20 protein-coding genes are annotated in these 25,472 nt (G+C 64.0%); 8 read left to right on the top strand and 12 right to left on the bottom strand.

Annotation, left to right across the window (positions count from 1 at the left end; translation table 11 throughout):
* Nucleotides 1–73: 73 nt before the first annotated feature.
* From HAHE_RS05145 to HAHE_RS05130, 4 genes are all read right to left on the bottom strand, one after another.
* On the bottom strand, nt 74–742 hold the full coding sequence (locus tag HAHE_RS05145; protein WP_338689150.1) for a response regulator transcription factor: 669 nt from the start codon (nt 740–742) through the stop codon (nt 74–76).
* The gene (locus tag HAHE_RS05140) at nt 739–3,762 is read right to left on the bottom strand and encodes a sensor histidine kinase (RefSeq protein WP_338689148.1); all 3,024 of its coding nucleotides are present in this window, start codon (nt 3,760–3,762) and stop codon (nt 739–741) included. Before HAHE_RS05140 ends, HAHE_RS05145 begins: the two co-directional genes overlap by 4 nt.
* Nucleotides 3,763–3,811: 49 nt before the next feature.
* The gene (hflX, locus tag HAHE_RS05135; protein ID WP_338689147.1) at nt 3,812–5,101 is read right to left on the bottom strand and encodes a GTPase HflX; all 1,290 of its coding nucleotides are present in this window, start codon (nt 5,099–5,101) and stop codon (nt 3,812–3,814) included.
* A gap of 109 nt (nt 5,102–5,210) precedes the next feature.
* On the bottom strand, nt 5,211–6,155 hold the full coding sequence (locus HAHE_RS05130; protein WP_338689146.1) for an SGNH/GDSL hydrolase family protein: 945 nt from the start codon (nt 6,153–6,155) through the stop codon (nt 5,211–5,213).
* A 303-nt stretch (nt 6,156–6,458) separates the two neighbouring features.
* Here HAHE_RS05130 and HAHE_RS05125 point away from each other — a divergent pair, with 303 nt between their 5' ends.
* Nucleotides 6,459–6,935, top strand: a complete 477-nt coding sequence (locus HAHE_RS05125; RefSeq protein WP_338689144.1) for a DNA mismatch endonuclease Vsr — start codon at nt 6,459–6,461, stop codon at nt 6,933–6,935.
* 192 nt (nt 6,936–7,127) lie between these two features.
* Here the strand turns inward: HAHE_RS05125 and HAHE_RS05120 are convergent, their stop codons facing one another.
* From HAHE_RS05120 to HAHE_RS05110, 3 genes are all read right to left on the bottom strand, one after another.
* On the bottom strand, nt 7,128–8,324 hold the full coding sequence (locus tag HAHE_RS05120) for an MFS transporter (protein WP_338689142.1): 1,197 nt from the start codon (nt 8,322–8,324) through the stop codon (nt 7,128–7,130).
* Complete coding sequence (locus tag HAHE_RS05115; RefSeq protein WP_338689140.1) at nt 8,321–9,442, bottom strand: DUF6607 family protein; 1,122 nt, start codon at nt 9,440–9,442, stop codon at nt 8,321–8,323. Before HAHE_RS05115 ends, HAHE_RS05120 begins: the two co-directional genes overlap by 4 nt.
* Nucleotides 9,443–9,506: 64 nt before the next feature.
* Nucleotides 9,507–10,838 carry a hypothetical protein gene (locus HAHE_RS05110; protein WP_338689139.1) on the bottom strand — a complete coding sequence of 444 codons (1,332 nt, stop codon included), beginning with the start codon at nt 10,836–10,838 and terminating at the stop codon, nt 9,507–9,509.
* Between the two features lie 174 nt (nt 10,839–11,012).
* On the opposite strand from HAHE_RS05110, the gene HAHE_RS05105 reads away from it, so the two are divergent.
* A complete protein-coding gene (locus tag HAHE_RS05105) occupies nt 11,013–12,764 on the top strand; it encodes a cation:proton antiporter (protein ID WP_338689138.1) in 1,752 nt (583 codons plus the stop codon).
* A 63-nt stretch (nt 12,765–12,827) separates the two neighbouring features.
* On the opposite strand, the gene HAHE_RS05100 is transcribed toward HAHE_RS05105, so the two are convergent.
* Both HAHE_RS05100 and HAHE_RS05095 read right to left on the bottom strand, forming a co-directional pair.
* Nucleotides 12,828–15,542: a DUF2309 domain-containing protein gene (locus HAHE_RS05100; RefSeq protein ID WP_338689137.1), complete on the bottom strand. Its 2,715-nt coding sequence runs from the start codon at nt 15,540–15,542 to the stop codon at nt 12,828–12,830.
* Nucleotides 15,543–15,575: 33 nt separating this feature from the next.
* On the bottom strand, nt 15,576–17,060 hold the full coding sequence (locus HAHE_RS05095) for a proton-conducting transporter membrane subunit (protein ID WP_338689136.1): 1,485 nt from the start codon (nt 17,058–17,060) through the stop codon (nt 15,576–15,578).
* 88 nt (nt 17,061–17,148) lie between these two features.
* Here HAHE_RS05095 and HAHE_RS05090 point away from each other — a divergent pair, with 88 nt between their 5' ends.
* The 6 genes from HAHE_RS05090 (at nt 17,149) to HAHE_RS05065 (ending at nt 22,405) form a co-directional block, all read left to right on the top strand.
* Complete coding sequence (locus HAHE_RS05090; protein ID WP_338689135.1) at nt 17,149–18,069, top strand: LysR family transcriptional regulator; 921 nt, start codon at nt 17,149–17,151, stop codon at nt 18,067–18,069.
* A 30-nt stretch (nt 18,070–18,099) separates the two neighbouring features.
* On the top strand, nt 18,100–19,692 hold the full coding sequence (locus HAHE_RS05085; RefSeq protein ID WP_338689134.1) for a bifunctional GNAT family N-acetyltransferase/carbon-nitrogen hydrolase family protein: 1,593 nt from the start codon (nt 18,100–18,102) through the stop codon (nt 19,690–19,692).
* A 138-nt stretch (nt 19,693–19,830) separates the two neighbouring features.
* Nucleotides 19,831–20,028 (top strand): hypothetical protein, encoded by a 198-nt coding sequence (locus HAHE_RS05080; RefSeq protein WP_338689133.1) that lies wholly within the window; start codon nt 19,831–19,833, stop codon nt 20,026–20,028.
* Nucleotides 20,029–20,078: 50 nt separating this feature from the next.
* Nucleotides 20,079–20,888 (top strand): hypothetical protein, encoded by an 810-nt coding sequence (locus tag HAHE_RS05075; RefSeq protein WP_338689132.1) that lies wholly within the window; start codon nt 20,079–20,081, stop codon nt 20,886–20,888.
* Nucleotides 20,889–20,937: 49 nt separating this feature from the next.
* The gene (locus HAHE_RS05070; RefSeq protein ID WP_338689131.1) at nt 20,938–21,789 is read left to right on the top strand and encodes an MYG1 family protein; all 852 of its coding nucleotides are present in this window, start codon (nt 20,938–20,940) and stop codon (nt 21,787–21,789) included.
* Between the two features lie 154 nt (nt 21,790–21,943).
* The gene (locus HAHE_RS05065; RefSeq protein WP_338689130.1) at nt 21,944–22,405 is read left to right on the top strand and encodes a hypothetical protein; all 462 of its coding nucleotides are present in this window, start codon (nt 21,944–21,946) and stop codon (nt 22,403–22,405) included.
* Nucleotides 22,406–22,414: 9 nt separating this feature from the next.
* On the opposite strand, the gene HAHE_RS05060 is transcribed toward HAHE_RS05065, so the two are convergent.
* The 3 genes from HAHE_RS05060 to HAHE_RS05050 all read right to left on the bottom strand — a co-directional run bounded on the left by HAHE_RS05060 (nt 22,415) and on the right by HAHE_RS05050 (nt 25,361).
* Entirely contained in the window at nt 22,415–22,933 is a 519-nt protein-coding gene (locus HAHE_RS05060; protein ID WP_338689128.1) for a PsbP-related protein, read from the bottom strand.
* A 77-nt stretch (nt 22,934–23,010) separates the two neighbouring features.
* Nucleotides 23,011–24,021, bottom strand: coding sequence for a hypothetical protein (locus HAHE_RS05055; RefSeq protein WP_338689126.1), 1,011 nt, complete (start codon nt 24,019–24,021; stop codon nt 23,011–23,013).
* A complete protein-coding gene (locus tag HAHE_RS05050; protein ID WP_338689124.1) occupies nt 24,018–25,361 on the bottom strand; it encodes a prenyltransferase/squalene oxidase repeat-containing protein in 1,344 nt (447 codons plus the stop codon). The genes HAHE_RS05055 and HAHE_RS05050 overlap by 4 nt, the downstream gene beginning before the upstream one ends.
* Nucleotides 25,362–25,472: the final 111 nt, after the last annotated feature.

Raw genomic sequence — 25,472 nt, 5'->3', positions numbered from 1 at the left:
CAGCCTAGCCGGATCGCGTGAACCTGGCTCTCGCCTCCTGGGATGATTTCTCCTACCTGCTCCTTGGTATGCCTCAGTCAGGCAAACTCAGGATCGCGGACCGGTTGGCGAGCGCGAAATTGAGGAGGGGATGCTTGCCGGTCAGCTCGAGTTTCTGCGCGATGTTCCGCCGGTGGGTCGTCACCGTGTGTGGGCTGATGTGGAGTTCGGAAGCGATCTCTTTGCTGGCGAGGTTCAATGCGATGCGTTTGAGGACGGCACGTTCGGCGGGCGTCAGGCTGTCGAGCCCGGTGTGGCGTTCCTTCAGGTCCTGCGTGCTGCGGGAGCGGCGCATGACGAACTGGGCGAGCGAAGGGCTGACATAGGACTCGCCGCCCGACGCGGCCCGGATGCCTTGCGCGATATTGTCGAGGACCTCGTCCTTGAGCAGGTAAGCGCAGATCCCGGCGTCGGTGGCCGCATTGAAAAGATCCTCATCCTTGTGCATGGTGAGCAGCACGAGGGGCAGAGGTGGCTTGAGTCCGGCGAGACGTCTGGCGAGTTCGATGCCGTCCATGCCGGGCATTTCGTAATCGCTGACCACCACGTCGGCCGGGTTCGTCAGGAGGAAGGAGAGCGCCTCTTCGCCATTGGACGAATTGCCGACCACCTCCATCGCGGGATCCTCCCCGATGATCTGGGCCATGCCTTTGCGCACGATCGGATGATCGTCGACGACGAGCACGCGGATGATCTGGCTCATGATTTGGCGGCGGGCAGGGGAATGTCGATGAGGATCCGGGTTCCGTGGCCGGGAGAAGAAACTACCCGGAAGCTGCCCGACAGCAGCGTGGTGCGCTCGCGCATGCCGGTCAATCCGAGGCCGCCGCTCTGGATGGATCCGGGAACGAATCCCTTGCCGTCGTCGGCGATTTCAAGGTGGAGCGTGTCGGAGGGAGCACGGGCCACCACGTGAATCCGGTTCGCTTCGGCATGGCGCAGGGCGTTGTTGAGGGCCTCTTGGATCAGGCGGAAAATCGCGATCCGTTGGTGTTCCGTCCAATCAGCATCCAGTCCTTCGAGCTCGTGGCTTACCCCGACGGACGAGTGCTCGGTGACCCTTTCAATCATCGAACGGGTGGCGACCCGCAGGCCGAGCCGGTCGAGTGCGGTCGGACGGAGGTCGCGGGTGATGTCACGGACTTCCTGAATCGCGTCGCCGGCGATCTCGGTGACTTCGGCCAGCCGTTCGCGAACCGGCGATTCGCTATCGAGTTTGCGGCGGGCGAGTTCGGCGGAGTTTTTGATGAGCAGCAGGTGTTGACCGAGGCTGTCGTGAAGCTCCCCGGCAATCCGTTTCCGCTCTCCCTCCTGCGAATCGATGAGCTGTCGGGAGAAGGCCGCTTGCTCGGCCTGACGTCGCCGGAATGCCCGGATGCGCCATGCGTAGAAACCATAGAGCATCAGCGCGACGATCATCACGGCTGCCAGCCGGATGCCCCTCCGCTGCCACCACGCTGGTGCGATGTTGAATTTCCAACCGGCCGATGCCGCCGCCAGCTGCCCGCGGCTGACCCCTTCGACTTCGAAGCGGTAGTTGCCTGGTGGAAGGTTCTGATAGACGGCTGTGGGGTCGGATGAAACCGCGGACCAAGTGTCATCGAGGCCGCGGATTCGGTGCCGGAATCCGATGAAGCGGGGGGAACCGAAATCGAGGGAGGAATACTCGAAGGTCATCCGGTTTGCCGAAGCCGGCAGTTGGCCCGGTCCTCGATCGTTTCCGGAAACTCCGACGAACTGTTCACTCCCGTCGACCCGCACTTGTTCGAGGTGCACCGGGAAGGTCGAAGTTTCCTTTTCCCGGAGAAGCGAGTCCTCGGGATGGATGACGGAAGGCCCCTCGGCGGTGCCGACCCAGATCCGGTCGTCGCTGGAGAGGAAAACCCCGGTCTGCATCCACGAACATGCCCTTGAGGCCAGTCCGTCATTCCGGTCGAACCGGACGACCTCCGGGCAATCCGCTTCTCTGCAGACGAACCGGTAAAGGGCATCGGCCTCGACGCGGAACACGCCGCTGTATGGGGTCGTGAACCACAGTCCGCCGTGTCGGTCGCTGACGATCCCAGTCAACGCCCCCTCGCCGAGTAGAGTTCCTCCGAGGTCACGCAGGCGGTGGCCGTCGGCGTCGGTGCAGCCGATCTGTTTCTGAAATCCGTGGATGACCCAAAGCCGGCCGGCGTCGTCATAAGTGGCGCCTTCTCCCGGGCGGCCCCGGACCCGTTTCCAGCCCGAGTCGTCCCGTCGAAGGAACCCGAAGCCGGAGGCGATCACGTGGATGTCATCGTTCGGGCCCCGGAATACTCCCTTCATTACCGGCTTGTTCTTGATCGGAGGAAGGGGGACGGCCTGTCCGCCATCGGTTGCCGAGTAGCGGAACAGACCCGAAAGCGTTGAGAACCAGAAGCCGCCGTCGTCGGCCGCCATACCCGTCGGCTGGTTCCTGTCGGTGAGTTTCTCCAGTTCCGGGAGATACCGGACCTCACCGCTACGGTCGACCTCGTAGAAGCTTCGCGAGCTGACATCGGCGACCCATGCTCCTTCAGGCTTCCGGCCCTCCACCATCACCGATGGCGAAAGCGGGAAATCGCCGGCCTTTTCCAGCTGCCCGGATTCCCTTGTGAGCCGGTAGAGGCCGCCGGATGCGCCGAACCACAGGGTGCCTTCGCCGTCTTCCGAGATACTTGTGATCAGGGGCGGCGCGGACGGATCGACAACCGGGACCGAAGTAAAAGGGGTGCGCAGCGCTTGAGACAAACCCGGACGGTTGCCGATCCAGACCGATCCGTCGCGGTCGCGGAAGATAGCCCGTGCGGCATCGAGGCGCTTCGGATGGGTGATCAGACGGTGGCAGGTTCCGTCCGGTCGCGCCAGCCAGATGCCTTCCGACGGAATCGCGATCCAATAGTTTCCGTCGCCGTCCTGGCAGCACTGGTTGATCCGCCACGGGCTCGGCAGCTCCGATCGGAAGGACAGATGCCGCACCCACTTCCCATCTTCGTAGCGCAGGACTCCGCTTCGGTCGACGAGGGCGAGGGTTCCGTCGAGCAGGCGGAAGGTGGTTCCTACCGGCCCCGGCACCCCTGCAGGAACGAAGCTCCTGCCTTCAAGCCGAAGCAACTGGCGGGTGCGGGTGACCAGCCAGACGGCTCCGCCGTCGTCGGCCTCGAGCGATAGCGGGTTGGCCAGACGTCTCTGCGGATCGGTAAGAACCTCGCAGCTGGTCTCGGTCAGGTGGAGAAGAACCGACTCGTTGTCGAACATGTTGGTTGCGAACACTCCGCTTCCCGGAGCCGCGCAGGCGCCCTGTAGGTTGCCTCGCGGGCGATCGGGCCATTGCAGACTGACAAACTCGCCATCGCGGAGCATCAAGGTCTGGAGGCGTGGATTCATCGCCCATAGCTCTCCGTTCTCCGCCAGAACAAGGAACGGGAAGTCGTTGTGCTCGATGTCCGGATGGTTGTCGGTGTTGAAGCTCTTGAATCGCGTGCCGTTGAACTGGGTGAGTCCGGCGTTCGACCCTAGCCAAAGGTAGCCGTCGGGAGTCTGCGCGATGGTCGTGCAGGAATTGCCCGGCAAGCCGTCGTCGATGGACCACGACCGGAGGGTTCGTCCGAGCTGGAACAGCCCGATCGATGACTCGTTTTCTCCGGATGTCTCACCGTTCAGGTTCGGGATGCACACGCAGCCCGCGACAAACAAGGCGGAGGCGCGCATCCGGAGCATGTCGTGTTCTTGCCAGCCCGAGGGCGGTTTGGCAATGCGGCGCCGATGACTACTGGCTGACGAACTCTTCCAGCCGCCCCGCGATGGCGGGCGGCACCACGGCATGGACGAGGACGTCGTTGCCCTCGTAGTCGGTCGAGAGGATCTTGGCGTCGCGGTGGAGCAAGCCGACGAGGTCGGCGCGGCTCTGCGGGATGCGGTAGCGGATCCGGCTGACGCGATCCGCCAGCAGGTGCGAGCACTCGGAGAGGATCCGTTCCATGCCGAGACCGGTCAGGGCCGAAGCGTGGAGAGCGTCGGGGAAACGGCGCTGGATGAGCTCAAGTTGCTCCGGGTCGGTGACGAGATCGATCTTGTTGAGCACCACCAATGACTTCTTCTCGCCCGCGCCGAGTTCTTCGAGAACCTCCAGCGTGGTGTCGTGGAATCGCTCGATTTCAGGAGAGGACGCATCGAGGACGTGGATGAGGAAATCCGCCAGAACCGCTTCCTCAAGTGTCGCCTTGAAGGCTTCCACGAGCCGGTGCGGAAGGTTGCGGACGAAGCCGACGGTGTCGGTCAGCAGCAGCGGTTGACCGTCGGGCAGCTCGATGCTCCGCGTGGTGGTGTCGAGGGTGGCGAAAAGCATGTCCTTCGAAAGGACGTCCGCCCCGGCGAGACGGTTGAGCAGTGTGGACTTGCCGGCATTGGTGTAGCCGACGATCGCGGCGTGCGGGGTCTCGAGCTTCTCGCGGGCGTGGCGCTGGGTCGCGCGTTGTTTGCGGACGTCTTCCAGTTCGCGTTTGGCGCGGTCGATGCGGACCCGGGCCATCCGGCGGTCGACCTCGATCTGCTTCTCACCCATGCCCCGTGCGGCGGCCGAGCCGCCGGAACCACCGCCGCCTTCGCGGTCGAGGTGACCCCACATCCGGGCGAGGCGCGGCAGGGCGTACTGCATCCGGGCGAGGTCGACCTGGAGCCGGGCCTCGCGGGTCTTCGCGCGCTGGGCGAAGATGTCGAGGATCACCTCCTCGCGGTCGATCACGCACATGTCGGCGGCCCGTTCCCATTCGCGTTGCTGCGAGGGGGCGAGCTGGTTGTCGAAGACGATGCAGTCGCACTCGTGGGCCCTGGCGAGCTCGACGATCTCGGCGGCCTTGCCGGTGCCGCAGAGGAACTTCTTGTGCATCGAGCGCGACTTCGCGAGGAGCTTGTCGACCACCCCGATGCCGAGGGTGCGCACGAGTTCCTCGAGTTCCTCGAGGAGAGCCTCGGACTCGTCGGCTTCGCGCGGGTCGAAATACAGGCGCACCAGCAGCGCCCGCTCGACCATCTGCGGTTTCTCGCGGACTTCGAACATCGGTGGGCGGGGGAGATAGCAGCCGTTCGGCCCGGGGGCGAGGGGAATTGAAGGGTAGGCCTGGCCACCCTGCGGACACGCGGGGGCGCGTGTCCCTACCTTTCGATCGCTACCTTTTCAGGCTGTCGATGCGCTGGGTGAGTTCAGCGGCGATCTTGTTGGCCTCGGGGAGCGGCTTGCCGGGGCGGACGCCCGGGCGCTTGTGCTTGGTGGCGGTCAGCCACGCGTCGTGGAGCACGGTCATCCGCTGATGGCAGAGCTGGGCGATCCCGGCGGGTTGGCCGCGGGCCTCAAGCATGGCTTTGACCGACTCCGATTTCGCCGCCTCCTCGTCGCCGAACCAGCGGATCATGCCTTGGGCCATCAGCCAGTGACCGGCAGGGTTGGGATGCACCGCGTCGGGCTGCAGGCTGAACTTCGGGTCGGTCTTCCGTTTCTCCTCGATGAACGAAGTCATCGTGCCGTTCACATCGATGACGTTCCAGCCGTCGGCGCGACGTCCCAGAAGCCACTTGGAGTATTCGGCGAGAACGTCGGTGTAGTAGGCCTTCTTCGGATTACGGATTTCATCGTAGTAGGGAGGAGTCAGGAACACGATCTTCGCACCGGCGGCTTCCACTTCCTTTTTCAGCCACTCGATCCCTTCGCGGTATTTGGCGAAGCGTTCTTCGTCCAACGGCATCTGGATGCCGCAGTTCATCCCGTAGCATGCGAAGACAAGATCAGGCTTGGTCTGCTCGAGTACCCGCCCGAGCCGTTCGTGCAGATCGGGGCGGGGAAAACGCCCGCCGGCATGTCCTTTCTCACTCAACCCCGAGACCGTCTCGGAAGACAGGCCGGCGTTGATCCATTCGACGTGATGCTTTGGAAACCGGATCTCCGCCCAAGTCGCGAAGTTGGACGTGTAGGTGCAAGCCGCGGTGATGGAGTCGCCTAGGAACACGATGCGCTCCGACTTCGTGATCAGGGATTCGTCACCCTTCTGCTCTTGCCCGGCGAACGCCGGCAGAAGCGTGAGTGACAGCGCGGCGAGCCATGCGGGGAAGGTCTTCATGCGAGGCGGATTACGGGAAGCTCCGTAGAACCCTGTCACCCCCGTGCCGAGGGGTCCTCCGGAGATGAAGATGCCGCCGTGGCTGGTTGCCGAGATCGCTGCGATACTGCCCTGACACGCGGTTGATCCAGACGTCCACCAACCCGGCGGCATCGAAAACTGGCTTCTTGGCAGGATCGGGATGCATCACGAGACGGTCAATTTCACTATTGAGCATTTTGTTGTCGAATTCGCGCATGGGTAGGTCTGCGATAGTGCGATCCGTTCGACGGCTGGAGAGTGGCAGGGTAGGGTTACCGTCAGATGGCCGACATTTTCAGCCGGGAGAAGCGCAGCGAGGTGATGTCCCGGATCCGGGGGCGCGACACCAAGCCGGAGTTGTTTCTGCGCTCGATGCTGCATCGGCTGGGCTATCGCTTCACCGTCAGTGGGCCAGCCAACCGGGAGCTCCCGGGGCGGCCGGATGTCGTGCTGCCCAAGTATCAGACGGTGATCTTCGTCCACGGCTGCTTCTGGCACGGCCATGAGGATTGCCCGGCCTTTCGGATGCCGAAGTCGCGGACGGAATGGTGGACCGCCAAGATCGAGGGCAACCGCGCCCGGGACGCTCGCAACGAGGAGGCCGTGCGAAGGCTCGGCTGGCATGTGGTGACCGTTTGGGAGTGTGCGTTGAAGACGGCCGCGGCGAGGGAGTGGTTGGCTGCGAGAATCCCGGATCTGCTCGGTGACGGGCGGTCGGCTCGACGGGTCGCGGAGGATGACACGCCCTATCGAACCTGATCGCGAAGCGGACCGCGCGAGCCCAGTCGCGCATTCAACGGGTCGGCGACGCCTTTCGTGAAGGTAGGGCGGACCGCCCCGGTCCGCCGGAGCGTGAAGGAAGATGCAGGCCTGGAGAACTCATCGCGGTCGACCGGGGGCGGTCGACCCTACCTCCGAATGCGCGAGTGGGCTCGCGCGGTCCTTTCCTTTTCAGGTCGCCCGGTCCGGTCGGATTCCGAAAACAACGGCAGCCGCCAGCACGCCGAGCAGGCAGGAGGCGACCCACAGCAGCACAGGCGAGTATTCGAACAGGGCAATGCCCGCGACCGGGCCGACCATCGCGGCGCTGCCCCACGAGACTCCGAGCACACCCATGAATCGACCGCGCATGTCATCGGGTGCGATGGCGGCGACGTAGCTGTGGGCCACCGGTGACGAAATCATTTCGCCGATGGTGAAGACGACGATCACCGCAATCATCAGCGGGATCGCTCCGCCGAATGCGCTGAGGCCGATCCCGATGCCGCTCAGCAGGAAGCCGAGTGCCATCATTCTGGGTCCGGGATGGAGTCGGGTGAACGAAGTCAGGGGAAGCTCGAAGGCGACAATCATGATCCCGTTGATCGCCATCAGCCAGCCGTAGGCATCCTCGGCATGGCCGCCGATGTTCGTAATGTGGAGTCCCCACGTGCTGCTGAGCTGCCAGAAAACGACGGCCATGCAGAAGGACGCGAACACGGTGCGGAGGTAGGCGCCGTTTCGCCGCATCGCGGCCAAGGCAATGCCCCATCCGGGATTGTCCGACTTCGGAGGGTTTCCGGGCCGGACTCCGATGAGGACCATCAGGCCGAGGACGGCGGTGGTGGCGGCATCGATGACGAACAGCAGAAGAAACGAGTGCGCCGCGAGCAGGCCGGCCGTGGCCATCCCGAGCGCGAAGCCGAGGTTGGTCGCAAGCCGCTGGCAACCGAACGCACGGATGCGCAGCGGGGCGGGCACCAGATCGGCGAGCAGCGCGCTGGCAGCCGGGAAATACACCGCGCTGACGAGTCCGACGATCCCGCTCAGAAGGATCAGCATCAAGGGGGTCTGCGCTTGCGAGAGCGCCAGCATGGTCACCACCGCGCCGGCACAAGAAACGAGGATGGTCGGCTTCCGGCCGACCCGGTCGGCGAAGTAGCCGCCGGCGAGATTGGCGAGCAGGGTGCCGGCTCCGTACGAGGTGAGACTGGCACCGGTGACCCAGCCCGCGTAACCCTCGCTCCTCAGGTAGAGGGCGAGGAAGGGCATTACGAAGTGCCCGAAGCGGTTGATCAGCGTGCCGCTGAAGAGAATCCAGTAGCTGCGCGGCAGCAGCCGGAGCTCGCTCCACAGGCTCGCGGGCCGGACGCCTGGATCCGCGGTCACTTCACGATGAAGCGCTCGAGCGTTTCACGCGCGTGCTCGGCATCGCCGGAATGATCCGGTGAATCCTCGGCCTCGAGTTCGCCAGCTTTGGCGAAGTGCACTTGCCACAGCTTCTGGTCTTCGACCTTCGGCTTGAGTTTGAGGGTTTTCCGGTCGTCCAACGCATCGCTCCAAGCGGTCCTGACTTGTTCCCAATAAGGCGCCGTCTTCTTCCACGAATCGGCGAAGGGCGTGGCGAGATCCGGGGCGGTGATCGCCTCGTAGCGGTCGATGCCGACCTCCAACCCGACGTAGTGTTCGGAGCCGTTCTCGCGCGACAGCTTGCGGTTGTTCTGCGTGTGCAGCCACCCGTTCGGAGCGATCGTGATTTCGTGAACTCCCTCGAGGATGTTGTAGTCGGAGCGGACCGAGAACTCGCGACGGGGCAGCGGGCGCGGGCAGTTGTCGCTGCGCCACGTGGAAAGCCCGCCTTCGTGGGACCACTTGCCGACCACTTCGTAGCGCGGTGAGTCATCGACCTGCCATACCGCCTGGGACCAGCGGCCCTTCGGGTCGGGAGCGGGGATCTTTTTCCAAGTCAGGTCGCCGCGGTAGGTCCAGATCTCCGCGGGCTCATAGGTCCAGTCCTGCCGCCAGTGCTTCATCACCATCGGTCCGACTTCTTCCCCCTCCTCGTTCTTGAAATACATCACCAGCGTGTGCTGGAGCTGGATGAACTTCTCCGACGATTCCAGTACTTCGACGTGCTCGGTTCCCCACGAGAAGTAGGGGCGTGGGGGTGTGTAGTCGTCGGAGAACCCGAGGGTTTCGAGGAAGTCGAAGCTCACCCGGTAGTCGCCGGCCATTGCGAGGATCGCGCGACGGTCGCGCTCGACATCCGACAAGCCGTCCGCCCGGAGTTCCTTCCATCCGGCACGCGGAGCTTCGGCGAGCGTGACCTCGGTGCCTTGGGTCGAGCCGCCGCGCGGCTGCATTTTCTCCCACTCGACAAACGGCCAGCCGAAAACGTGGGGCGATGCCTTCTTTTCCGGCTCCTTGGCGTAGTCGTCTTTCTTTTCGGCCTCGTCGGCAAGTAGCGGCGCCGCGAGCAGAAGGGCGAGGAGGGACGTCGTCTTCATCGCCGACAGCATTGCCCGGATGGGCCGGGAAGCAAGTCGGCGGGTGGGGGAAAAGGCCGCCGCCTCAGTGGTCGTGGCCGTGCTCGGCGGCGCCCAGATTGAGCACGAACTGCAGCCAGACCGTGTGCTCGGTGCCGTAGCCGCCGAGGTCGTCGAAGGTGTACTGCAGACGGGTGTGAAGGTCGGCGAACTCGGCGAGATGGGAGACATGTTCAACGTTGGTCGAGGCCCGGAGGCGGCGCTCCGCACCGGCCATGCGGTCTCCCGAGGCCCATTCGACCCGGGCGGCGACCATCCAGTCCTGGACGAATTCGCAACCGCATGCGGCGTAGATGCCGGTTTCGTCAAAGTGGCCCGGCAGCCCCGCGCGGTCGTAGGCGTCGACCGACCGGTAAAACGCCTCCGCCCGCCACCACGACGGCATGCCGGCCAGGTCGAACGTGCCGAACAGGTCAGCTCCGACCACCCAGGTGGTGCGGCCGAAGCCGTTTTCCCCGGCGGCGAACGACACGCCGGCACGGTTCAGGCCGTAACCACTGCAAACGTCGGTTTCCAAACGGGCGAAGAAGAAGCCATCGTCGAGATAGGCATCGTCGACGTCATAGACGCCACCATTTCCGGCGAAACCGTGGGCGTGTTCCTCCTCCTCGTGGTCGTGATCATCATCGTCGTCATCATCATGATGCTCCTCACCGGCGTGCTCGAGCGCCTCTTGGTAAAGATCCCTGCGGAAATCCCGCGCACCGCCGTGGGAGTGGCTCCGCGACTGGCCATACCCGAACCGGAAGATGGTGTTTTCGCCGGGACCGGGAAGGTGGAACGCGATGTCACCGCCTTGCACGACCAGTCCTTCTTCTCCAAGCAGACGGATCACCGAAATCGGTGGCTCTACGAACGCTCGGTCGTGAAGATGGAGTTGGTTTTCGTGGCCGAAGGGGGCGAAGAACTGACCGCCGCGGAGCGAAATGCCCGCAGGAAGCGTGAGCGCGAGGTAGGCGTCTTCCCACTCACCGTCCCAGTGGTCGTAGCGGTCCCAGAAGGTGTTGTAGGTGGTGTGGAGGGAGAGGGCCGAGCCAAACTCCATCACCGCTCCGAACTCGATGCCCTGCAGGTTGAAACCGTCGTCGATCGGCGCGTGGCCACCACGAAGCAGACCGAGGTTCTTCTCGGACGTCGACCCTCCCAGCGCGATCGCGGCGGAGAGGTGAGGGTGAAAGTGGAACCAACCGTCGTCATGCTCGTCCAATTCAAGATGCGGATGGTGCGGGCTCCCCGATGTCTCAGCAGGGTGACCATCGTGCTGGTGCTCGTCGGCGTGGTCGTGCGGGCATTCGCAGGCTTCCTCGGCCAACAGCGTGGCGGGCACGAACAACAGACAGAAGGATGTGAAGCGCATGACAGGTGCATCGAGTAAGTGGTTTGGAAATCCGAATCAATCCAAAAACGCAAAAGATATGCAATAGCATAAAATGCGCATTCTTGCAGCCGGGTGGATTGACCCTTGGGGAATCGGTCCGGCTGCGGAGCATTTGCCATCGCCTTTGCACCTTGGCTGCTTAGCGTGGCGACGATGATGTTCGATTTGCTGGCTGCGGGAGAGTCACCGATCACGCCGTTCTTTGGCCTGCTGGCGATGGTTCTGGTGCTGTCGGTGCTGGTTTCGTTGGTCCTCGTCCGGGTGAAGCAGAGCCTACTGGTCGGCTACTTCATCGTCGGTGTGGTGATCGCCAACAGCGGGTTGCTCTGGATTGTGGGAGCCGACAAAGACGATCCGATTATCGGTAATCTCGGCGAACTTGGAGTGATTCTCCTGATGTTCACCTTGGGCATCGAGTTCTCGCTGGGAGAGTTGCGGCATCTGTGGCGGATCGCGCTGTTCGGTGGTGGCTTGCAGGTGGCGCTCTGCGGCGGTCTCGGGGCGTTGGGTGCCAAGCTTGCGGGAATGCCAGGGCCGGAGTGCGCAGTGATGGCGGTAGCGATCGCGCTGAGTTCGACCGCTGTGGCGATGAAGTCGTTTCAGGACATGGGGCAGCCGAACAATCCGGGTGCCCGGGCCTCGCTCGGCATCGCCTTGTTCCAGGACATCCTCGTGATCCTTTTCATCCTGATCCTGCCGGCGATCTACGGCTCAGGAGGAGGAAGCCCCGCGGTGGAGGTGGGCAAGGCGCTCGGCAAGGGCGTCCTGTTTCTCGGTGCGGCATTGTTGATCGGCAAATACGGAGTGAACCCGCTGCTGCATGCGGTGGCCCGGACCCGGAGCCGCGAGCTGTTCACGCTGACGGTCATCGCTCTGTGCGCGGCTGTGGCTCTCGGTGGCGAGGCGCTCGATCTTTCCCTCTCTCTCGGTGCTTTCGCGGCGGGACTGGTCGTGAGCGAATCGATCTACGCCCATCGCATCATGGCGGATGTGCTGCCGTTCAAGGACCTGTTTCTGACGATCTTCTTCGTCTCGGTGGGCCTGATGATCGATGTCGGGGCGCTCCTCGAGGAATGGCTGTTCGTGATCGCCGGAACGGTCCTGATCCTTGGACTGAAAGGAGGGATCGTCATTGGTGTCACGCGTCTGCTCAAGCTGCCGCTCCGGCCGGCCCTTTTGGCGGGAGCGAGCCTTTCCAGCACCGGTGAGTTCTCACTCGTCCTGCTTTCCAAGGCTGGCGAGTTCCGGCCGATCGATCCTGCCATCGAGCAGCTGCTCCTCGCTTGCACCGCGGTTTCGATGGGGCTTGTGCCGAGCCTGATGAAAGGCGCCGGACCATTCGGCAAGTGGCTGGAGGAAAAGGGCTGGGTGAAGGCCCACCAGCGTCCGCCCGCCGGTTTGGCTGCGGGCAATGTGGTCGGGGAGATGGGCGATCACGCCATCATCTGTGGCTACGGGCCGGTCGGCCGTTCCCTGAACGAAGCGCTGCGGCGCTGTGGCATCAGCACGCTGGTCCTCGAGCTCAATGCGGACACGGTCTGTGAGCTGAAACGTCAGGGGCAGCCCACACTCTTCGCCGATGCCACCCATCCCGAGGCACTCGATCTGGCGCATATCGAGCGCGCCCGGATGGTGGCCTTCACTTTCCCGGCGGTCGAGTTGACGGTGGCCGCGCTACCGTTGGTGCGGGAGCGGAACTCCGGCGTCTGTGTCTTCGGACGCGCGAAGTTCCCGAGTGAGGTGGCCCGGCTCGAGAAGCTCGATGTCCATGTGATCCACGACGAACAGGAAAGCGCGGTAGCGATGATCCGTGCCGCGATGGGGGTTTATCAGCGGGCCGACCTTGAGGACGGCGAGGTGAAGGAGATCGTCGAGGAGGAAGCCGAGCAAGCGGTGGTGAGCTAACCGGACGTGTGCGGGCCGGGGCCATCGGTCCTGGCGGACGACGGCCCCGACCGCGGATGAAGCTCAGTGTGCGGCTTCGGGTTCCCGCTTGGCTGCTTGGGCAGCGAGTTGCGGTTCCGGCAGCGGCTCGATTTCGATCCAGCCGTTGATGCGGACCTGGGTTCCGGTCTCGGCCATCGACTCGCAAGTCTCCAGCAAGGTGTCGCGAAGCTTGCGAAGTTCGGCGAGGCGACGTTGGGGCTGGGTCGCGTCTTCTCCGAAGCGTTCCTCGTGGCTCAGTTTCTCGATGCTGTGGAAGTCGATCTTGCTCTTCACCAGCGAGAGCAGGACATGCCTCGCCTGCTCGGGAGTGAATTTGCCGTCGATGAGTTGGTAGCGTTGGTTCGGGTTCATGTTCATGGAGTCTGAGGTGGTTGAGGTTTCGGAAGGGTCGGATCCGATCGGGTGCCACCGGCCGTTCCGCCTCTGCATGGCGGTGTCACCGGTCAGGCAGACGAGGTGGATCCACTGGTGATCGAAGAGCTGGCGGACCTCGGGATGGGCATCGAGGACCGCGTCAATCAGCTCGGTCCGGCTCTCGATGAAGACCGTGAGTCTCCGCGGCTCGTGGACGAACCGCTTGCCGTCATGAATCGACTGAAGAGGCAGGCCGGTCCGGAGGTCGCCGGCATTGCCTTCGATCACTCCGATGCCGCCGACGACCTGATGGATCGTCTTGTTGCCGGCTGCCAGGACCTCCGGGTTGATACGGGAGCCGTAGTATTGGAGGTTGATCCAGCTTGCCACCACGACCGGTGCCGTGAGGATGGCGGTGAGGACCTTTGATTCCGGATCGTTTTCCGGATGGTATTCATGGAGAAACGCGCGTCCTTCGAGGTTGAGCCCGGAGGTTCGAGACCGGGGCGCGGCGACGAGAGAGGCGTTGTTGGCAAGCGCCCACTCGGGCCGGAGTTGGGCGATGTCGCGTCCGCGGTCGCGAACCGCCTTGTCGAGGGCGTGGCCGTCGAGATCGCCGAGTCCGAGTTTCGGAGCGCGTTCTTTTCTCGCGGCGGCTCCCGCCGTCGTCAGGGCGGCCCGAAGTTCGGCGATCTCCCTGTGGTGGGTAGCGGGGGCGCTTTCGCAGTCATAGAGGTGGAAGTCGTCGCTGAGAGTATCGTGTCGCCCGGCGAGGAAGTGGGTGTCGTCCGGGATGACGATGCCCTTCTTCGCGAGCAGGTCGCGCACTTGCGGGTCATTGAAGGTCGCCGCGGCGAGGCGCGCGTTGACGTCTCCGGCATGGCCGCCGCAGGCGCCGCACTCGAGCGAGGAGGCAAACGGATTGTTGGCGCTGTGGCTGCCATGACCGCAGAGCAGGACCAGTCGGGCGAAGTTCTTGGTCAGGCTCATGCCCCGCAGCGCGCCTTCGGCGAGGTCGGCGCGCTCGGTGGCCGGCAGGTCGGCGATCTCCGGCTTGGGTGAGTCGTGCGACGGCTTTGGGTCGCGGGCGGCGATCAGTTTGGCGCCGAAGCCCAGTCCCAGTGACTCGACAAAGGTGAAGCAGGACGTGGCGGAGTTCTGGAATGCCTTCCATGCTCCATTGCCGGCCCGTTTCCGGTCGGCGTTCGCGGGCTGCTTTTCGTGGCTGACGATGGGTGGAACCAGCAGCGCCGGGCAACGTGGGGTTGGTTTGCAGGCATCGGCGGTCTGGTGGGCGACCGGGAAGCCGAAGAAACCTGCGAAGCCGAGTGTGTGGGTGCCGGGCAAGGCGGCTTCGAGATGTCTCCGGACGATCTCGGAGCGGACATCGATGCAGAAGACGGCCTGCACCGGGGGCCTAGAGGTCGACGGGGCGGACGGCTGGGATGTGAGTTCGGCGGCCAGTTTCCGTTGGTACCCGGCTTCGTATGCCTGCTGCCAGCGAGTGAGGGCCTCATCGAGTTCGCTCGTCTCGGCGGATACGCCGTGATGGCGCCACGCGGTGGTGATTTGTGGATCGCTGCCGAATGCCCGATGCAGGGCGGCGTCGTAGGACAGCCGGATCGCGAGAAGATCGAGCAGGGTCTGGTTCTCATCGCCCCGCATGGCGTCTTCGCGCACGAGGTACTGGATGTGCCCCGCCCAGCCGGCGACGCTGACGAGTTGCCGGTGGAGGAAGTCGGCGATGTCGACACCGGCTGGTTCGAGTTGGTCGAGGCAGGCCCGGATGGCCGTGTTCGGATCATCGGGAAGGGACTTCACGAACTCCCGGAATCCAGGCAGCCCGAACGCCTCCGGTTTGCGGTCGTGGCAGGCTGAGGATTTCCATGCGGCGAACAGGCCGAGGTCGCGCCAAGGTGAGACCCAGGTGGTTTGGTTCCGGTCGAAGTGAACCGCACACCACTTGGCCACCTCCTCGGTGATGAACCGCGCCCAGTGGGCGTTGGGAAGCGTCTGGTCGATGATGTCGGCGAAGGTGGCGACGGGGTGGAGCAGTTGGGCCTCGTCGGCATTCTCCAAAGCGTCGATCAGGCTCTCGCGGGTCCAACGGCCCCCGGTTACCGTGGCGAGATCGTTCGGTGTGATCTCACCCTCATTCCAAGCCCGAAGGTAAGCGTCGGGGGATTGGACCGGTGCCTGTCCGGCGGTCCGCCGGAGCGTCGCGCAGGCATCGCTGAAGGGGCGGTCGACGAGACCGAGGAACGGATTCACGGCGACGAAGTGCTCAAGCGGCCAGAGTGGCGCGATGCGCTTGAGGGCCTCGCTGATCGCGGGTTGGAGGTCGGTGGCGACCGGCGGAGTGATGGTGGAAGTGGTGGTCATGGCAGGCGTGGGAGTGGTGGAGGCGAAAGGGTTTCAGGCGAGGGGTTGGCGGGGCCAGAGGCGGTTGAGGAGGCGGTTGGCGATGGTTCCGATGTAGAAGCCGTTCAGCGCCTGGACGTAGAGGAACCGTCCGAGAGGGTGCGCCGAAGCCCGCCAGAGGAGGGACTGGAAGAGGAAGAGCCCGATGAAAGAGAGGGCGACGAAGATCGAAAGCCAGGCCGGGACGGCGGGGGCTGCCGGTCCGGCCATCACGGAGCCGGCGACCGTGTGCAGGGCCACCGCGAGGCTCGCGATGCCGGTTGCGGCGGCGAGGCCGGGGAAGAGGTTCCGCCGGTGTCCGGACCAACTACGGGCGATGCCGTAGGAAAGCCCGAGAGCGAGGATGGACAGGAACACGGGCGGGCTGGGGGAGTTGGCGGGCAGCGCGGCGTGTAGTCCCGTTGCAATTGCCGCGACCAGCGCGACTCCCGCGGCGATGCCCAGAGCGAGGGACGGGGTGGTGAGCGGAATGGCGGCCCGCGGGACGGCTCCGATCGTGGATCCGGCGCGCAGGAAGGCGTGCGCCTTGTAGAGCGAGTGGGCGACGAGGTGGAGGAGCGCGAGGCCCCATGCGCCGAGTCCGCATTGGATCATCATGAAGCCCATCTGCGCGATGGTGGAGAAGGCGAGGGATCTCTTCACACCCGGTTGCACGAGCATGACGATTGCGCCGAAAACCGCTGTGACGGTGCCGACGACCGCAAGGAGCCAGAGTGCCGAGGGGGCTGCCGTGAAGACCGGTGCGAGGCGCAGGACGAGGAACCCGCCGGCGTTGATGATCCCGGCATGCATGAACGCGGACACCGGTGTGGGCGTGTCCATGGTGTCGGGCAACCAGCTGTGGAAGGGAAACTGGGCCGACTTCAGCATCGCGCCGAAGGCGAGCAGGAAGGCGGCGGCGGGAAGTCCGGCATGATTGCCGGAGGCGATGGAAGAAACGAGTTCGTCAATCCGCCAGGTTCCGTGCCCGTTGTGGAGCAGGATGGCGGCCGTAAGCAGGGAGACTTCGGCAAGGCGGCTGAAGACGAACTTCTTCCGTGCCGCGAAAACCGCTCCCGACCGGTCCGGGTGATGGAGAAGCAGTCGATGGAGACAGAGGCTGGTCGCCGTCCATGCTCCGATCATCAGAAGCAGGTGGTTCGAAGTGACCACGGTGAGCACCGAGCCGAGAGTGAGGCTCATCCATGAGAGGAAGCGGGAGAGCCCGGGGTCTCCGTCGAGATAGCGGGTGGCGAATCTCAGGACCACCGCTCCGAGGGACGCGACCAGAAGTGCCATGGTCGTGGCGAGCAGGTCCAACCTTGCCAGTCCGGGTGTCGCCTTCGGCAGGAAGGTAAGGAGGAGGGCGGTCACGGCGGCCGCGGCAGCCGCAGGGGCGGCGATCCGGCTTGCCTTGGACGGGAACAGCCGGATGACGAGTCCCGCAGCGAGGGGCAGGGAGGCGATGATGAGCGGGTGGAGCAGGTCGGAGGCGTGCATCGGGGCGAACCATGCACGGATCACGTATTTTAGGGAATGACATGGTTTTTACTGTTTCGTTAAATTGAATTTAACGCATGTATTGCCTGTGGAGTTCCTGAACTACCATCACCTCCGCTACTTCCGGGTGATTGCCGGCGAGGGCAACCTGACGAGAGCGGCCCGCAGTCTGAACCTTTCGCCCCCGGCGCTCAGCGTGCAGCTGAGGCAGCTTGAGGAGAGTCTCGGACACACGCTTTTCGAGCGTCTTCCGACAGGCCTCGAACTGACCGAGGCGGGTCGGGTCGCCCTGGATTATGCGGATTCGATCGGACGGGCGGGGGAGGAGCTGATGGATGTGATGAGGCACCGGGTCGGGCCGGGGCGTCAGATGCTCCGGGTCGGCGCGGTCGCGACCCTTTCCCGCAACTTCCAGCTCGAGTTCCTGAAGCCGGCGATGCACCGGGCGGATGTCGAGCTTGTCCTCCGGTCGGGATCGCTTTCCGAACTGATCGTTTCCCTGCAGGCGCACCAGGTGGATGTGGTCCTGTCGAACGAGGCGGTACGGCGCGACGCCGAGCGCCCTTGGCACAGCCATCGGCTGGCGGATCAGGCGGTGTCGCTCGTTGGTGCTCCGGAGTGGAAGGCGAAGCGGTTGAAGTTTCCGCGCGACTTCGATGATGTTCCGCTCGTGCTGCCGAGTTTCGAGAGCAATACCCGCGCGGCGTTCGACCGTCTGCTGGCTTCGGCGGGCGTGCGGCCCCGGGTGATGGCGGAAGTGGATGACATGGCCATGCTCCGCCTGCTGGCGAGGGAGGGTGAGGGGCTCGCGTTGGTGCCGCCGGTGGTGGTTCAGGACGAAATCGCTTCCGGCGCTCTGGTGGTGACCCACCGGATCGCCGAGATCCGCGAGACCTTCCATGCGGTCACTCCGAGCCGGCGCTTCCCGAATCCGCTCGTCGGGGAGCTTATCGAGGCGATGGCTGCCAAAGGGATGCGTGCGCCCCGGCGGAAGAAGGCGTCCAGTTGACGAATCGGCGGAGAGGCCCTTTTCTGGAGCGTGCTTCCGAAAGAATACGAGACGGACAAGGGATCGGTAATGGTGAGGAATCCGCGAGCCGCGGACATCCCCGACATGATCGCGCTGCACCGGCGCTGCTTTCCCTACATGGTCGCGGCCGACGGAGCGTGGGAAGAGAGTGAGCTGAAGTCCCACCTCGATGTGTTCGAGGAAGGCCAGTTGGTCGCCGAGATCGACGGCAAGATCGTCGGAGTGGCATCTTCGCTGATCGTCAGCATGGGCCGTAACCCGCTTCGCAAGCACACCTACTACGGCATCACCGACGACGGCTACTTCTACAACCACGATCCGCAGGGCGACACGCTTTACGGCGCGGAGGTTTATGTCGATCCGGAGATGCGGGGCCGCGGCATTGGGAAGGCGCTCTATGAAGCGAGGCGCGACCTCTGCCGCCGGCTAAACCTGCGTCGCATCCTCGCCGGCGGGAGGCTGTCGAACTACGCCGACCATGCCGACCGGTTGACCCCCGAGGAGTATGTCTGGCAGGTCCAGGAAGGGAAGATTCAGGATCCGGTGCTCGGCTTCCAGGTTTCCCAGGGATTCGCGGTCCGGAGCGTGATGCCGAACTACATCCGCGACCCGAGGTCGAAGGACTTCGCATCGCTGATCGAGTGGCTGAACTCCGACTACCAGGCGAACGACGATGACAGCGCGAAGGTCCGGGTTGCCTGCGTTCAGTACCAGATGCGCCGTTTGAAGGACTTCGATGACTTCGCCAACCAGGTCCGGTATTTCGTCGAAACCGCGGGTGAGGACTACAATGCCGAGTTCGTCCTGTTCCCCGAGTTCCTCAGTGTCCAGTTGCTCAGTGGCTTGCAAGCGATGGGATCGCGGGAGGGTATCCGCAAGCTGGCGGAATTCACGCCGCAGTTCATCGAGTTGATGGGAACGCTGGCACGCGAACAGGGACTCTATCTGATCGCCGGTTCGCATCCGGTCGCGCAGTCCGACGGCCGTTTGGAGAATACCGCGATGATCTTCCGCCCCGACGGCACGTACGTTTCGCAGCCGAAGCTTCACATCACTCCGTCGGAGCGGACGTGGTGGGGAATCTCGGGCGGCGACTCGCTGGTGGTCGTCCAGACGCCGAAGGCGAGAATCGGCGTGCTGATTTGCTACGATGTCGAGTTTCCGGAAGCCGCCCGCTACCTTGCGGACCGGGGAGTCGAGATCCTCTTCGTCCCCTACTGCACGGACAACCGTCAGGGCTACATGCGCGTCAATACCTGCGCCGCCGCGCGGGCGATTGAGAACCAGATCTACGTCGCCACCGCCGGTGTAGTCGGCAATCTGCCCGATGTGCCGGCGATGGACATCCACTACGGCCGGGCCAGCGTGTTCACGCCGAGCGACTTCGAGTTTGCCCGCGACGGCATCCACGCTCAGGCGGATGCCAACGTCGAAACGATGCTGGTGACCGACCTCGACATTTCCGATCTGTATCGCTCCCGCCAGAGCGGGGCGGTGACCCCGATCAGCGACCGCCGGACGGACCTCTTCGAGTTCCAGTCGAAGCTCTCGAACGAGATGATCGGCCGCGGAGTGGAGGAGGGCACGATCGAGTCCGAGTGAGGCAGAGATGCCTGTTTTGTTGATAATTCGGGCGGAGAACCGCTCCGAACTACGTGATTGCGTGGAAAATCTAATAATTTGGAAATTGCGAAGCTTGGTGTCGATTGGTAGTTAAGAAGCTCAAACCTTCTCCCTCCCATGACTCCCCACCGTCTCCCCGAGCTCCAGAAGGCTTATTCGGATGCCCAAGCAGTTGCCCTCCACGAGGGTTGCAATCCCGGCCGCGAGCAATCCGCCGAAGTTGAGAAGAAACTCGACCGGCTCTTCGCGGTGGCGACCTGCATGTTTTCCTTTGCGGTTGGCGCGGTGACCGTCGTCGGTTTTTGGCTCTTCTGAAGGCCGATTCTCTCTGGCCTCTTCCGAGTTGCTGCGCTTAGTGTGCCAGCATGATGAAACTCGGATGGTTCCTTTCTTCTGTCGTCGTCTTCGGATCCGCGCTTGCCGGCAATCTGCCGCAGCTCAATGACCAACCCTGGATCGGGTGGTATGCGGGTTATGAATGCCGCGACTTCCGTTTCGGCGTGAAGAATGATGGCGAGGCGTCGTTGATCCCTCTGCAAAAGAAGGAGCCGATCAGCCCGCGCTACTGGATCGACATCATCCCGGTGATCGAGGAGGTGCTGCCCGGTGGGAGGGTGGTGACCAAGAAGGCTCAGGACGGTGGCTGGGAGGCGCTGACCGAATCGACCGCCGAAGCGGAGAAGATCAGCTACCGCGGAACGGTGACCGGCGGCGCGAAGTTCGAGGTCCACTTCGAACTGGATGGCGATGAGATCCTCGGAGGAGGAAAGATCTTGGACAAGGGGGAGCTGACCGAGAATCCGATCCGCCTCTCGATCCGCGTCCGGGTGCCGAATGTCTACTACCACACGAAGAATGAGGAGGACGTGGAGGACAAGGCCGACGGAGATCGTATCCAGGTGGAGCGCTCGGATGGGAAGAAGCTTCGGTTCGACGGCTGGGATCCGGTCTGGGCGGAGAAGGAGGACGTCAGCGGACCGGGTATCAAGACCGCCCGGATTGACCTCGACGGCTACAAGGGCGCGAAGATCGATCTCGAGTCCGGCGACAAGGGACTGTTCGAGTTCTGGAACGGCGAAAAGCGTCCGCTCTACAAGGGCTTCACCTTCGGTTGGAAGCCCGATCCGCTCAAGGACCCCGAGGGCAAGGCGCGGTTCACGCTGAAGTTCGGCTGATGCCGCAGCGGGGTTGTCATGCGCTGCTTCCCGGATAGGCTGCGCGGCCATGTCGATTCGCCAGATCCTGACCCACCCCGGCGGCGCGCATAAGGACGAGTTCCTCGCCTGCTGCGTGCTCGCCTCCGTGCACCGCTGCGAGATTGTCCGGCGCGAGCCGAACGATGCGGACCTCGCCGACCCGGAGGTCGCGGTCATCGACGTCGGCGGCGAGCACGAGCGCGAACGCTCGAACTTCGACCACCACCAGTTTCCCGCTGACCACGATCCGGTCTGCGCGCTCAGTCTCGTGTTGATGGATCTGGGGGTTTACGAGGACGCCCGACGCTTCTGTGACTGGCTCGAAACTTCCGAGCGTCTCGACGTCACCGGTCCCCGCGGAACGGCGGCCTGGCTCGGGGTCGAGCCCGAGGTGATGGCGAAGCTGAACTCCCCCATCGACATTACGCTGCTGCGCCGGTTTGCCTCGGTTTCGGAGGTTTCGCCCGGCGAGCCACTCTACGAGGTCATGTGTTGGATCGGCGGCGACCTCCTGGAGTATCTGCGTTCTTTGCGCGAGCGCCTCGAGTTCATCGCGCAGCACGCGGAAGTGTGGGAGGTCGGTGAGCTGAAGGTGCTGTTCATGCCGCGCACCGAGCCGCTGCCCGATGAACCGTCGGCCGGACTTGGCCGTCATCTTGAGGCGATCGGTCTGGAGGAAACGGTCTCGGGCCTTGTCTATCCCGACAGGCGCGGTTCCGGCTACGGGCTGTCGCGTTTCCGGGATGACCTGCGCTTCGACTTCACACGCATCGAGAAGGAGGACGACGTCCACTTCGCGCATGCCCGAGGCTTCGTCGCTAAGAGTTCCGCAACCGATGCGGAGAGGTTGCGTGAGCTCCTTTTGGCCGCGCAGGTGTGAGTGGGAGGCGGGACGCCCCCGTCCCGCAACCGATCGAGCGCGACTGGCGGGGCGTGCGGTTTTCGCTGCGTGAAAGTCCCGGGTTGGTTGCGGGACGGGGGCGTCCCGCCTCCCAAGGCTTGTCGTGAGGCGATGGTTGGTTTTGCATGAAACGATGAAATGCCTTCCCACTCTTCTCGCCTGTCTCGCGATCGGTTCCGCCCATGCAGACGAACGTCCGTTGTTCCTTCCCTTCGACCTGAGCCTCGGCGGCGAGAAGGCGGAGATGGCGGATGGCAACGACCTCTTCGCTCAGATCGACAAGCCGGTGAAACCGGATGCGGTGCTGGAACTCGATGCGGAGGTTCCGATGCTGATCGTGAATGCCTTTCCCTGCAAAGAAGACGGCACCGTGGTCGAGACCCAGGCGGCGGCGATCATCTTTGCCAAGGAAACGAAGCAGGTGAAGCTGAGCGACACGATGGACAAGAAGAAGCTGCCGCCCGGAAACTATCTCGCCAACGTGGTCGCCAACGGCAAAACGGCCCGGATCGTTTTCCAAGTCGGTGAGTCGGAGAAGAAGGTCGATTTCTCGAAGATCCTCGGATTCCTCAAGAAGAAGGCCAGCGGGGAGTAGCCGTCTGGTTCACTCTTCCTTCTTCTCGTCGGTATCCTCGCGACGGAAGGACTTCACGACGCCGAGGCAAGCTTCGCGGGTCTCGTTGGTGAGTTGGGGAGCCATCGTTGCAATCACGCGGACCAGGTGCTCGCGGCTGTCGATGAGAATCACGAACATGCCAAGCTGTCCTTCCTCCTCGTTCTGAGGGGCCATCGTGATGAACTTGGCTTTGCAACCATCGAGGGTGCCGTCGGACATCTTCGCCTCGCCTTTGAATTGGATCACTTCGGCGTAGTTCTTGGCCGTCGCCTTGCCCATCGCATCGAGGTCGGCTTCGGCCCCTGCCGGAATCTTGCTGCAGTTCACCGAGACGATCACCGTTTCGTCCGCGCTCTGTCGCGCGAACTCGGCGTCGGGCGTCGGGGACTTGGCCTTCTTCCAGCCCTGCGGGAACTCGAGCGAATACGCGTCGTCGGAGAATTTCACCCGGTCGCCCGCGAGCAGCGGCAGGGCGAGGAGAAGTGTGGCGATGAGAGGACGGATCATGCTGGCACTCTCGACCAGCGACCGTGTGAGGTCGAGTTGAATTCGGAAACGGAGCCGTCGGTGGGTCCGGGCGTCTGTCAAATGGTTGAGCGCAGGGTGGCTTCGAGCGCCAGCGAGCTCGCCACGAGAGGGCAGTTCTCCCGCATTTCTCCGGCGGGATTCAGCCACGAGCCATCGGGTCGGCGGGACTGTGAGAGCGAAGCGGGGAGGTCGTAGCGGGGAGTTTCCGAGTCGATTGCAGCGGTCAGGGTGAGACTGCGGGCGGTGTAGTAGGCGAGATCGGACGGAGCGGCATCGGGTGTCCAGCGGAAGCGCTTGAGCCATGCCCGTCCTGCCGCGCATCGGGCGGAATCGGGCGGCTCGCCGGAGAGGCGAAGCGCTCGGAGACCATCAGCTGTAGCCGCGGCGTAGGAAAGGAAGCGCTTCCGGCCGTCCTTTCCGATGCCGGCGCTGCCGGCCTTGTTGCGGGCCGGGTCGAGCGGCATTTGGAAGAAGCCGCCGTCATCGAATTCGGCGTCCGGCGTGCCGAAGTTCTGGCACCCCTGGATGAAACCGAGAGTCTCTTCCATGATCGGTGCCCGGGCGGCGTGGAGACCGTCGAGCGCGATCGCGGTGGCGGAGAGGTTGGGTTGCTGCATCGGAGCAAGGTCGACCCCCGGTTTTGGCGGCACGGGCGAGTAGCTCCAGCCGCCGCCGGGGAGGCGCAACTCGACAAGCCGCGACAGGGCAGGGCCCCTCAGCGGAGCCAAACTCTCAAGCTGAGCCGCGCACTCAAGGACGGAGGATGCCGCGTGGATGGGAAAGTGCTCGAACAGGCTGGCTCCCTTTCCGAGCAGCCACTTCACGGCTTTGTCCCGTGAGTCGTCGAGGGACGGATCCGGAATCAGCGAGAGGCAGCGCAACACCACCGGGGTCAGTGCCCGCCCGTCCCGAAACGCACCGTAGGCGTCGGACCGCCACGCCCCGTCGGGCGATTGTCGGGAAAGCAGCCATTCGACCGCTCCGGCCATGCTGCTCTCGGACGCTGCAAGCCGCTGCCCGCCCAGCGGGGCGAGCAGCAGCAGACGCAGGAAGTCGGCGCGTTTCATTGCTGGTCCTGACCGTCTTTGGCGGCGATCGGAGATTCGACCGGCACTGGGGCGCGGTCGGTCATGAGCACCATTAGCGCGCTGGCGGTGCAGAAGGTGCGCCCGGTGATGCAGTGCTGGCCCGACCACGATCCGTCGGCGTTCTGCGCGTCGTTGAGCGTCTTCGTCATCTTGGCATCCCAGTTGGTCCACGCCTCGCCGCCCTCGGAGCGGAGCGCCTCGCCGATGTTCATGTAGCTGATGAATTCCTCGCCGCCGTTGTTGCCGAAACCGTTGACGAATTTCTGTTCACCTGCCTTCGCGGCCACCTGCTTGAGCAGGACCTGCTGGTCGGCATCGGAGCGGTCGATCTTCTTCAGCTCATCGCTCGCCTGTTCCTTCTCGTTGTCGGATGCCGTTGGCGAATTGACCACCGTGTTCAGCTCCTGCCGGCGCTTGTCGTTGGTCCACGCGTAGCCGGTCATGCCGCGGAGCTTCGAGGCATAGCGGTAGATGTCGACGCCCGCGTCACCGACGGCACGTCCCGCGGCGACGGTTCCAGTCTGGCGGTCGAGTCCGTCCGCATTCTGGAGGTGATCCTTCTCCAAGGTCTCCGCCTTGATCTTGGCGCCGGCGGCGAAGGCGGAGTTCAGCGCGTTGCTGCAAATGCCTTGGGACAGGGTTGCGGCCCATCCGCTGTTGCCGGCGAAGGCGCCCTCGTCGTTCTGATGCTTTTCGATTTTGGCGATGACCTTGTCGAGGAGCTTGGCACGCCGCGCTTCGTTGGCCTCCGAGAGCTGTCCTTTGAGTTCCGAGAGGATCTGAGCCGCGAGGAAGGTGTCGACGTAGCGGCCGATCTTCGATTGCAGCTGGGTGTCACGAACGTCGGTGACGAACAACGTGTCCGAGTCGCATTTCTCGACTTGTGAGAGGATGAACTCCGCCGCTCTCGACGTGACGGCCGAATACTCACCTTTGTCGGCCCGGAAGCCGGCGCGGATGAAGGCTTGCAAGACGATCGCGGTGTTGCCGATGTCGGACGGATCGGCAACGTCCGCGCCTTCGACGCGACCGCCCCCTTGTCCGTTGGAAAGGTTCACGCGCCAGCCGCCGCCTTGCCCCCAGCCACCGTCGGCGTTCTGGGTCTTGGCGAGCCATGCGAGGCCGTTGTTGGCGGCGGTGCCGAGCGGCTTCGGTTCGGAAACGGGCTTCGGTTCGGGTTGGGGAGCGGGGGACGGTTCCGGAGTGGGGGCGACTTCGGTGGTTTTCGCCGGCGCGGGGGCGGCCGGCGGGGCCTCGATCGAGGTCTCGGCGTAGAGCAGGGAGCTCGCGAGCAGTGCGGTCAGGAATTGGAGTTTCATCGTGCTTTCTTCGGGTTGTGACCGGAGTCCGTTGAGCGGATCTCCAGTCTCTATTGAAGAAAGACACCGCCGTGTGACGGATTCTTGGTAAATCGGAGGTAAATCGCGCGC

The organism is Haloferula helveola (genome assembly GCF_037076345.1).
Taxonomy (GTDB): Bacteria; Verrucomicrobiota; Verrucomicrobiia; order Verrucomicrobiales; family Akkermansiaceae; genus Haloferula; species Haloferula helveola.
Note: the sequence above shows the minus strand (reverse complement) of the source record. Positions and strands in the feature narration are given on the sequence as shown.

Bases quoted from the DNA above. Each gene is read 5' to 3' on its own strand.
- HAHE_RS05145 (WP_338689150.1), bottom strand. From the start codon at position 742: ATGAGCCAGATCATCCGCGTGCTCGTCGTCGACGATCATCCGATCGTG.
- HAHE_RS05140 (WP_338689148.1), bottom strand. From the start codon at position 3,762: ATGCTCCGGATGCGCGCCTCCGCCTTGTTTGTCGCGGGCTGCGTGTGC.
- hflX (WP_338689147.1), bottom strand. From the start codon at position 5,101: ATGTTCGAAGTCCGCGAGAAACCGCAGATGGTCGAGCGGGCGCTGCTG.
- HAHE_RS05130 (WP_338689146.1), bottom strand. From the start codon at position 6,155: ATGAAGACCTTCCCCGCATGGCTCGCCGCGCTGTCACTCACGCTTCTG.
- HAHE_RS05125 (WP_338689144.1), top strand. From the start codon at position 6,459: ATGGCCGACATTTTCAGCCGGGAGAAGCGCAGCGAGGTGATGTCCCGG.
- HAHE_RS05115 (WP_338689140.1), bottom strand. From the start codon at position 9,442: ATGAAGACGACGTCCCTCCTCGCCCTTCTGCTCGCGGCGCCGCTACTT.
- HAHE_RS05110 (WP_338689139.1), bottom strand. From the start codon at position 10,838: ATGCGCTTCACATCCTTCTGTCTGTTGTTCGTGCCCGCCACGCTGTTG.
- HAHE_RS05105 (WP_338689138.1), top strand. From the start codon at position 11,013: ATGATGTTCGATTTGCTGGCTGCGGGAGAGTCACCGATCACGCCGTTC.
- HAHE_RS05100 (WP_338689137.1), bottom strand. From the start codon at position 15,542: ATGACCACCACTTCCACCATCACTCCGCCGGTCGCCACCGACCTCCAA.
- HAHE_RS05095 (WP_338689136.1), bottom strand. From the start codon at position 17,060: ATGCACGCCTCCGACCTGCTCCACCCGCTCATCATCGCCTCCCTGCCC.
- HAHE_RS05080 (WP_338689133.1), top strand. From the start codon at position 19,831: ATGACTCCCCACCGTCTCCCCGAGCTCCAGAAGGCTTATTCGGATGCC.
- HAHE_RS05075 (WP_338689132.1), top strand. From the start codon at position 20,079: ATGATGAAACTCGGATGGTTCCTTTCTTCTGTCGTCGTCTTCGGATCC.
- HAHE_RS05070 (WP_338689131.1), top strand. From the start codon at position 20,938: ATGTCGATTCGCCAGATCCTGACCCACCCCGGCGGCGCGCATAAGGAC.
- HAHE_RS05065 (WP_338689130.1), top strand. From the start codon at position 21,944: ATGAAATGCCTTCCCACTCTTCTCGCCTGTCTCGCGATCGGTTCCGCC.
- HAHE_RS05060 (WP_338689128.1), bottom strand. From the start codon at position 22,933: ATGATCCGTCCTCTCATCGCCACACTTCTCCTCGCCCTGCCGCTGCTC.
- HAHE_RS05055 (WP_338689126.1), bottom strand. From the start codon at position 24,021: ATGAAACGCGCCGACTTCCTGCGTCTGCTGCTGCTCGCCCCGCTGGGC.
- HAHE_RS05050 (WP_338689124.1), bottom strand. From the start codon at position 25,361: ATGAAACTCCAATTCCTGACCGCACTGCTCGCGAGCTCCCTGCTCTAC.